The organism is Thioclava kandeliae, from assembly GCF_040297545.1.
GTDB lineage: Bacteria > Pseudomonadota > Alphaproteobacteria > Rhodobacterales > Rhodobacteraceae > Thioclava > Thioclava kandeliae.
Window position 1 is genome coordinate 1 of sequence record NZ_JAYWLC010000048.1, and the last position, 8,140, is coordinate 8,140.

The window sequence follows — 8,140 nt, forward strand, 5'->3', positions numbered from 1 at the left end:
AGCGCAAGGCTGAAGCGTTGCAAAGAAATCCAACACCTGCGCACGTCGCAGCTTCTTTCTAAGTACGACCTGACCACGAGCATCAGCGCCGTGTACTTGGAACACATTCTTCGCCAGATCGAGTCCCACAGTGGTAATCTCCGACATAACCGCCTCCCAGAATGGATTGTTGCGATCCCACCTTGGCACAGAGAGGCCGTCGGGGGGCGACTACATCATCAAGCCCGGCAGACACCAATCGATGCTGAAAGAGAAACACCCGGTGGCAGGTCACCCACAATAAGGTCACTTTAGATTAAAGCTGAGTCGAATAGCCATTTTTCCGCCTCGTTTTGATCAAAGCTCTTCCACTTCAAATTACCAAATTGCCTTTGTCCTTAAGACGGAACCAGCAATACGCATCGTCAGAGGACCGGCAAAACGAGCATTTATGCTGCGGCTTTTATCCGCATCGCTTCAAACAAGCACAACCACGCAGTCACAAAGACTGTTTATATGAAGGACAGCATTCCATGTGCACACTTTGCGGCAGCGTAAACCACATCGCCCCTCTGATCGACCTGGCAGCTAGTAGTAGCACTACAGATAGTGCAGCCAGTAGCAAGCCGGTGTGGAGCGTTGAGCAAATCGCGACTTATCTGACTACGGGTTACTGGGATGACAAGGGCAGCTCGACGCGAAAGTTCGATATTACGTCCTCCGACACTCTCACAGTCAATTTGTCCGGCCTGAGTAATAGTAGCCTTACTTACGCTCGCGCTGCACTGCAGGCGTGGACTGATGCTTCGGGCATTACGTTCACCGAGACCACCTCGTCCACCGCACAAATCAAATTCACCGATTCATATTCGGGTGCTTACACTTGGTCGCTGTACTCTAACGGCGAAACTATCTCATCGAACGTCAATATCTACTCCAAGTTTGCGTCCAGTGCATACATGCTGCAGACTTACATTCATGAGATTGGCCATGCACTAGGCTTAGGGCATTCTGGCGATTACAATAGTTCAGCTAGTTTTTCCACTGATGCTGACTATGCCAATGATACTTGGCAATACTCTATTATGTCGTATTTCTACCAGTCGCTCAGTAGCGATATGGATGCAAGTTTTGCTTACGTAGTCACACCGCAAATTGCCGACATTTTAGCAATTCAGCAGCTGTACGGCACGTCTGACTCAGTCCATAGCGGCAACACTACCTACGGAGATAGTGGTGTAACTCTGCTGGATGCACGCGCTCAGACGATAGTCGATGCCAGTGGCATTGATACGATTGATATTAGTGCGCGTAGTGCAGATCAACGTATAGATCTTACTCCCGGTAGCTTCTCAGACCTCGGCGGTAAGGACAAAAATCTTGCAATCGCCTTGGATACCGTTGTTGAAAATGTCTACACCGGCAGCGGCGACGACGACATTACTGGGAATACTGCCGATAACATTATTCTGAGCGGTGCAGGCGATGACATAGTGGCCGGTGGCGAAGGAGCCGATTGGCTAGCCGGTCAAGACGGAAATGACTCTCTTTCCGGCGAAGCAGGAGACGACACATTAATTGGCGGCGATGGAAGCGACACACTCGATGGCGGAAATGGCGATGATACCGCTGTCTACGAGCAGCTTTCGGACGACGTGTTCGTCTACTACACCAGCTCCGAAGTCCTAATCAAAATTGGCGATGATATTGACGCTCTTAGCAACATCGAAACAGTCGCCTTCACTGACGGTAGCTACAACGTCGCAGATCTAACTGAACTTGAAGGAGCTGGATGGATTGAAGCTTCCAGTATCCTCGATGGAACAGCATTTGAGCCGACAGCGCCAGAGACTTCAGAGACAAGCGACGTAACGGCCCCCCAAGCCGACACAGCATCCGACACACTCGTAACCGAAACAATAACCTCGATTGAAGCTCATATGGAAGTTGGTGTCACCAGCCTGTCTCGAGTGGCAAGTGAGGATGGCTGGGTTACAGTATCATTTGCATCAGAGATCAATGATGCGATTGTCGTTGTCGGCCCAATTACTACAAATGGCGGCGACCCACTGGTCCCTGAAATTCGCAACGTGACCAGCACCGGTTTCGAAATACGTATAACCGAGTGGGATTATCTTGATGGCAGCCACACCACTGAAAAAATATCTTGGATGGCAGGTAGCGCAGGTAGCTATTATCTAGCGGATGGTACGCAGATCACTTTCGGCTCCTCTGAGATTTCCGGTACAGACGCATCGACTATCGCTCTCGATGGATTTGATAGTTCCAACACTGTGTCTGCGTATGGTAGCTTAATAGGCACAGGAGATGAGGTCCTTACCCATCGCCTTACTAGTGTGTCTTCCGATGAACTAAGTGTTCAAATGCAGACAGAGGAAGCTAAGAATGGAAGCCATGCGACAGAGGCTCGCACGTTCGATTATGTTATAATAGAGAATGGTGGTAATCTCGTCGAAAATGGCGTGACCAGCTTAGCATCTAGTTGGGTCAGCATCGGTGGCACGAATAGCGAAGCAGTCTTTGCAGACATGCAGACCGCAAATGGCATCGATACCGCAAGCGTACGACAAACTACGAAAAATGGTGCTACTTATCTCAAAGTTGCCGAGGAGCAGTCTGCTGACGGAGAGACAGCTCACGCCCAAGAAACAGTAGCATACACTAGCCTTAGTACTGGAACATATAGCCTTTCCACTTCAGAACCCACTAGTTACAACGCAACAAACAGCGCTCTTGAAATTGGTAGTATTTCGCTCAACCGGGATGGGAGCGAAGACGGATGGGTGCATGTAACATTCAGTGAAGTTATTACTGATGCTGTAGTCGTACTAGGCCCGATTACAACAAATGGCTCGGATCCTGTTACAGCTGAACTACGGAATATTACCGATGAAGGCTTCGATGTACGGCTTTCTGAATGGGATTATCTCGATGGAGACCATACCACTGAAACTATTTCGTGGATGGCTGGGACCGAGGGCCAACATATGCTTTCGGACGGTACGAAAATTACTCTTGGTACCCAAGAGATCACCGGACGAGCAGCGGTAGATATCGCTTATGAAGGATTTGACGAAACACCGACTATTCTTGCGTCTGTTTCTGGCGAAGGAGGTCAAACGGTAACTGAACGAATTGGTGAGGTCGATAGCAATAGCGCAACCCTCCGACTTTCGTCTCAAGAAGCAGATGGAAACGTTGGCAATGATACAACGCGGGTTGTGCAGTGGGTAGCTATCGAAACTGCGTCTGAATCCATCATTTCGGAAGGGACCGAAGCGATCACTCACATAGGGTCGAAAATAGCCGCAGATAGTTCCCTCGCACTCTTCGGTGACAGCCAGTCGTATAATGGTAGCGATACTATGGTGCTACGCACCAAAGAAGCAAACGATGGAACAAGCCTCTACATTCAGGAGGAGCAATCCAAAGATAGTGAGATGATTCATATGGCTGAGACCGTATCGTGGCTTACAATCGAGGAAGGGCGGCATGATCTTATCGATGTAGGTGATGCAACTGTGGAGGAACCACTTGTTTCAAGCGTTCTGACAGATAGCTCCAGCCTAATAGATCACTTAGCGCTCTAGGGCTCGTTTCAAGCCGCCACGATCAAATTTAGTTTAAACGACCTTCGCATTGCAAGCCTCCCTGACTTTCCAATCAGGGAGGCCATCAACCTTCATTATTTCCAAAGACATCGCCAAGTTATGATGAAGCTGTAGAATAAGAAAATCATTATAGCCTTGGTCTTGTCTGCGTTGGATCAAGCCTTAATCTTTGAAGCGAGCTAGTTAATAGCGTGTATATTTATTAACTATAGCTATATATGATACCTCACTTAAGTCACAGAATGACCGTTCTTTTAACAACCTGTTAAGAAATATGATCGTTTATCTAAAACTGGGTGAACCACACAAGGGTGTGGGGAGTGAGCGCAAGGGGACATCAAATGGCAGTAATTCAAAAAGATGCTATTCTCCACAACCAGCATAAAGAACTTCATTCAAAAAAAAATCAGTATTATTTAGAAATATCGGCTGGATGGTGGATATTTCCAATGGCCCTCTTAGGGTTGGCATTTTGGGTTTGGATTATCTATTTAATAGTGTCGTTTCTTAGAGCATTCATTTAAATCAATTTTACTGTGAAATGAATGTACTCTCAATCTGAGTTGTCCCTTATTGGCTGCCCCGGTAATATACAGCCTGACTCGAAATGCTCACCCAGCGGGCACGCTTATTCCGCAAGCGCCTTAAAGATCTGAAATGCGTTTGCGCTGTTTCACGACATCTACCCTTTACGGATCACATAAATGTGGCTCCACCCAGCATCGTGCGTGTGTCGCGAGCCCCCCTCAGGCGAAGCGCTTGTCCACATTACAAAATATTGGGACGACCTGTCCCTGATCAATGGCAGCGTCGAACTCGACTACAAAACCGTCGAGCGTACCATTCGATCCATTGCGTTGAACCGAATCCCTCTTTCTTTCACCGGCCACAATACGGGCACCGAAAACTGGGCCGTCAACGCCTCGCTAATCGAGCCCTGCAAACTTAATGCCTTCGATCCGCATGCCTTGGAATTACGCCGTCAGGATGTGATCGGAACACTGGTTACGATGTATCGACCATGTCCGACAGGTAAATATTGCTCCACGTCCCAATGCCCTGCATTATCACCAGCACGTGACCCCTTCGGCCGCGCTACACTATTCTGCCACGAAAGTTCTTTTCATGAAGTACCGCGCCGAAATTGACGGCTTGCGCACCCTTGCCGTCCTGCCTGTCCTCTTTTTTCATGCTGGGTTTTCCCAAATTTCTGGCGGGTTCATCGGCGTCGATATCTTCTTCGTCATCTCTGGCTATCTAATTACAACCATCCTGATCGGCGAGTTGGACGAGGGCCGCTTCTCGATCCTACGATTTTACGAGCGCCGTTTCCGGCGGATCCTGCCCGCGCTCTTCATCGTCATCGCCTGCACCATCCCAATGGCATGGATCCAGCTCGACCCGCAGCGCTTCACCGATTTCTCACAGAGCATTCTCGCCTGCATGGCCTTTGTTTCCAATATCTTGTTCTGGAGCGAAGCCGGCTATTTCGACACCGACGCCGAGAACAAACCGCTTTTACATACATGGTCACTCGCCGTCGAAGAGCAGTATTATCTTTTCTTCCCCGTGATGCTCTTCCTGCTCTGGCGTTATGGTCGGCGCTCAACCTTGGGGATGATCATAGTCCTGACGCTCGGCTCCTTCGGGCTCTGCGAGTGGATGTCGCGCCACGCCTCAAGCGCGAATTTCTACCTTCTGCCGTCGCGCATGTGGGAACTGTTCGCCGGTTCCATCTGCGCCTTCGCGCTGCCACATCTACGGGGCAATCAATGGCTTGCGGGACTGGGACTGGCGCTGATCGCAGGCGGGATCGTGTTGATCGACGGCACGATGCGCTTCCCGTCCGCCGTCACACTGGTGCCAGTGCTCGGCGCAGTGCTGATTGTGTTGTTCGCACGTAAAGGGACATGGGTCGCTCGCGTTCTTTCATGGAAACCCATCGTCGGGATCGGACTGGTCTCCTATTCGCTCTATCTCTGGCACCAGCCGATATTCGCGATCGCACGGCTGAAGTTCGGGCATCGTCTGGGCGAGATGCATATGCTGGCATTGATCGGGCTGGCTCTTATTCTGGCCATTCTGACTTGGCGCTTCATCGAACAGCCCTTCCGAGGAAAAAGGGCCTTCCTACCGCGCCAGCGCCAGATCTTCACTGCTTCGGCTACGGGGATGGTAGTATTTGCCGCGTTTGGCCTGATGGGTGTCACAAGCCAAGGTGCGGCATTTCGCTATCCAGAAGGATATCAAAATTTTCTGCTAGCATCTGAGCGTCCAAGTTACCACTGTATCACGAACTCTTCGACGTTTTCTGAGACATTTCCTTTGGATGGGTGCTTCAACACCGCGACGAACCCACAAGCAAAAGCCATGCAGATAGGAGACAGCCATGGGTGGGCAATTTCGCCGATTATGATCGAAATGGCTAAAGCTAAAAATATTTCCTTATATCCTGCCAACATGAATGCATGCGCGCCTATTCCTGGGCTTTATTGGCCTAAGGCAGATAGGCCGGATGCTTGCTCGCAATTCACGGAAAACGCATTAGGTTGGGCTGCGAAGCATGAAATCGATACGCTGATTTTAGTGGCGCGTTTCACTTTGCTCTTTGAAGAAACAGGGTATGATAATGGCCAAGGCGGCATTGAGACGAACAATGGACGCATCAGCACTTTTTCGAATGAGTTTGACCCTAATGAGTCCAAGGAAACTCGACTGATTAAACTCCGTCATCAAATGCTCGACCGTTTAGTGGGGCTCTCCCGAGAATTTAAATTGATTATTGTCGAGCCAATCCCGGAAGCTGGATGGAACGTCCCAGGAGCCGGCATCAATCTTATGAAAGATATCGGTAAAATTCCATATTTATCAACATCTTATGAATCTTATCATAGACGCAATGATCCAACGGTATCGCTATTGCATGATGTCCAAGCACGAGCCGAAAAAGGCCGAGTCACCTTGGTACGAGTCGATGATCTTTTCTGTCACGAAGACACAGGACGATGTGATAACATCGTCGATGGCTTACCACTTTATTTTGATGATGACCATGTCAGCAATGCCGGTGCCCACCGTATCGTTCCGCGCATTGTCGAGGCACTTCTCTCGCAAAAGCAGGGAAACTAGTAATATTCAAAGGGCGGCCCATTGGGACCGCCCTTTGAAATAGAGATATACATATCCCTACGTGAAGCAGATGACCTCAAGCGGAACTGTACCGTGCTTCAACCCTATCGCCTACACAGCGTCAAACAATCAGGCGTACAGCTCGGGCATCTCGACTAGGCTCGCGACCAAACCGGAAGTCTAGCGAAACGGCAAACCGGCAGTCTAGCGAAACGGCAAACCGAATGATACTTGAAGTGTGAGACAGGTCTGGATCGCGTTCTTAGAGAGGATCTCGAGATGACGGCCTTGTTGCGCTAATCGGACGCAAGGATGATTTTCCCCTTTCCCTATCGGCCTTATTGCACAGCTTCGATCTCGGCCCTCTCCAAGGCCGAGAAGCAATTCATGATAGCGATAGGGATTTGGATTTCTGCAGTCTGGCGGTCAGGGTCTCGCGACATGATCCGATCGCCCAAAAGCTTCAGACAGTTCATCTGGGCCTCGACGCGACTCCGTGTATGGTAGCCGGTTCATTTCTTCCAGATCGATCGGCCCAGACATCGCGTCGCACGTAGCATTTCGTTTCGCGATATGGCGGGGGGGCAGTCCGGCTTCCATGCTCGGCCATTGCGACGGATCGGTAGGATCGGTTCTCCCCCATGCTCGAGTATCGCCGCATGGCAGCGGCATGTGTCCTAGGCGCCATCGGCCGTGACTGTCTCTATTTCTTCGCTGGCCGGGCTCTGTGACAACAGTTCCGGCAGAATCGGGCTGTCGCCTGCCTGCTGGAGGTGAATTCGACCGCGCGGATATGGCCAGTGGCAGTGTCCATCGCAAGATGAACCTTCCGCCACTCGCGTCGGCGGGTCGCGCCATGCTTACGCGAGAGCCATTCTCCATCACCTCGAAAGCGGATGCCGGTGCTGTCAATCAGCAAGTTCAGAGGCGCCCCGGAGCGCCGATAAGGGATCTGCACCTTGATCCTGGCCTGACGGCGACAGAGCGTCGAATAGTCGGGCACGGGCCAGTCGAACCCCGCCATCTTGATCAGGCTCGCGACCAGACCGACGGTTTGGCGGAGCGGCAAGCCGAACAGCACTGTCAGCGTCAAGCAGGTCTGAATGGTGCTATCGGAGAAGGTCTCGGGATGCCCGCGCCTGCCATTTCGCTCCGCCTGCCAGGACATGTCCGGATCGAACCAAACCGACAACGATCCTTGCCGCTTCAGGGAGGCGTTATAGTCAGATCAGTTAGTCGTGCGGTAGCGGGTGTTGGCAGGCTTGGGCATTCTAGAGATCTAACCATCGATCGTGTCCCACGGGGTGGTGTAGCTCAGGTGGCCATCGGGTTTCTTGGTAAGGTCGGGTTGCTAGACTCAATCTGATCCAAGGATGACACCCGATGACCAAACCTATGAT

Annotated in this window: 2 protein-coding genes and 3 pseudogenes; 3 read left to right on the forward strand and 2 right to left on the reverse strand. The window is 50.9% G+C overall.

Annotated elements, in window-relative coordinates:
• Positions 1-147 (reverse strand): annotated as a pseudogene (locus VSX56_RS20095) (IS110 family transposase); the annotation flags it as partial.
• A 365-nt stretch (positions 148-512) separates the two neighbouring features.
• Here VSX56_RS20095 and VSX56_RS20100 point away from each other — a divergent pair.
• From VSX56_RS20100 to VSX56_RS20105, 3 genes and pseudogenes are all read left to right on the forward strand, one after another.
• A complete protein-coding gene (locus tag VSX56_RS20100; RefSeq protein ID WP_350939322.1) occupies positions 513-3,590 on the forward strand; it encodes a M10 family metallopeptidase C-terminal domain-containing protein in 3,078 nt (1,025 codons plus the stop codon).
• Between the two features lie 770 nt (positions 3,591-4,360).
• Positions 4,361-4,579, forward strand: a pseudogene (locus tag VSX56_RS20865) (IS66 family transposase); the annotation flags it as partial.
• A 157-nt stretch (positions 4,580-4,736) separates the two neighbouring features.
• On the forward strand, positions 4,737-6,740 hold the full coding sequence (locus VSX56_RS20105) for an acyltransferase family protein (RefSeq protein WP_350939323.1): 2,004 nt from the start codon (positions 4,737-4,739) through the stop codon (positions 6,738-6,740).
• 338 nt (positions 6,741-7,078) lie between these two features.
• Here the strand turns inward: VSX56_RS20105 and VSX56_RS20110 are convergent.
• Positions 7,079-7,950: pseudogene (locus VSX56_RS20110) on the reverse strand (IS5 family transposase).
• Positions 7,951-8,140 lie beyond the last annotated feature (190 nt).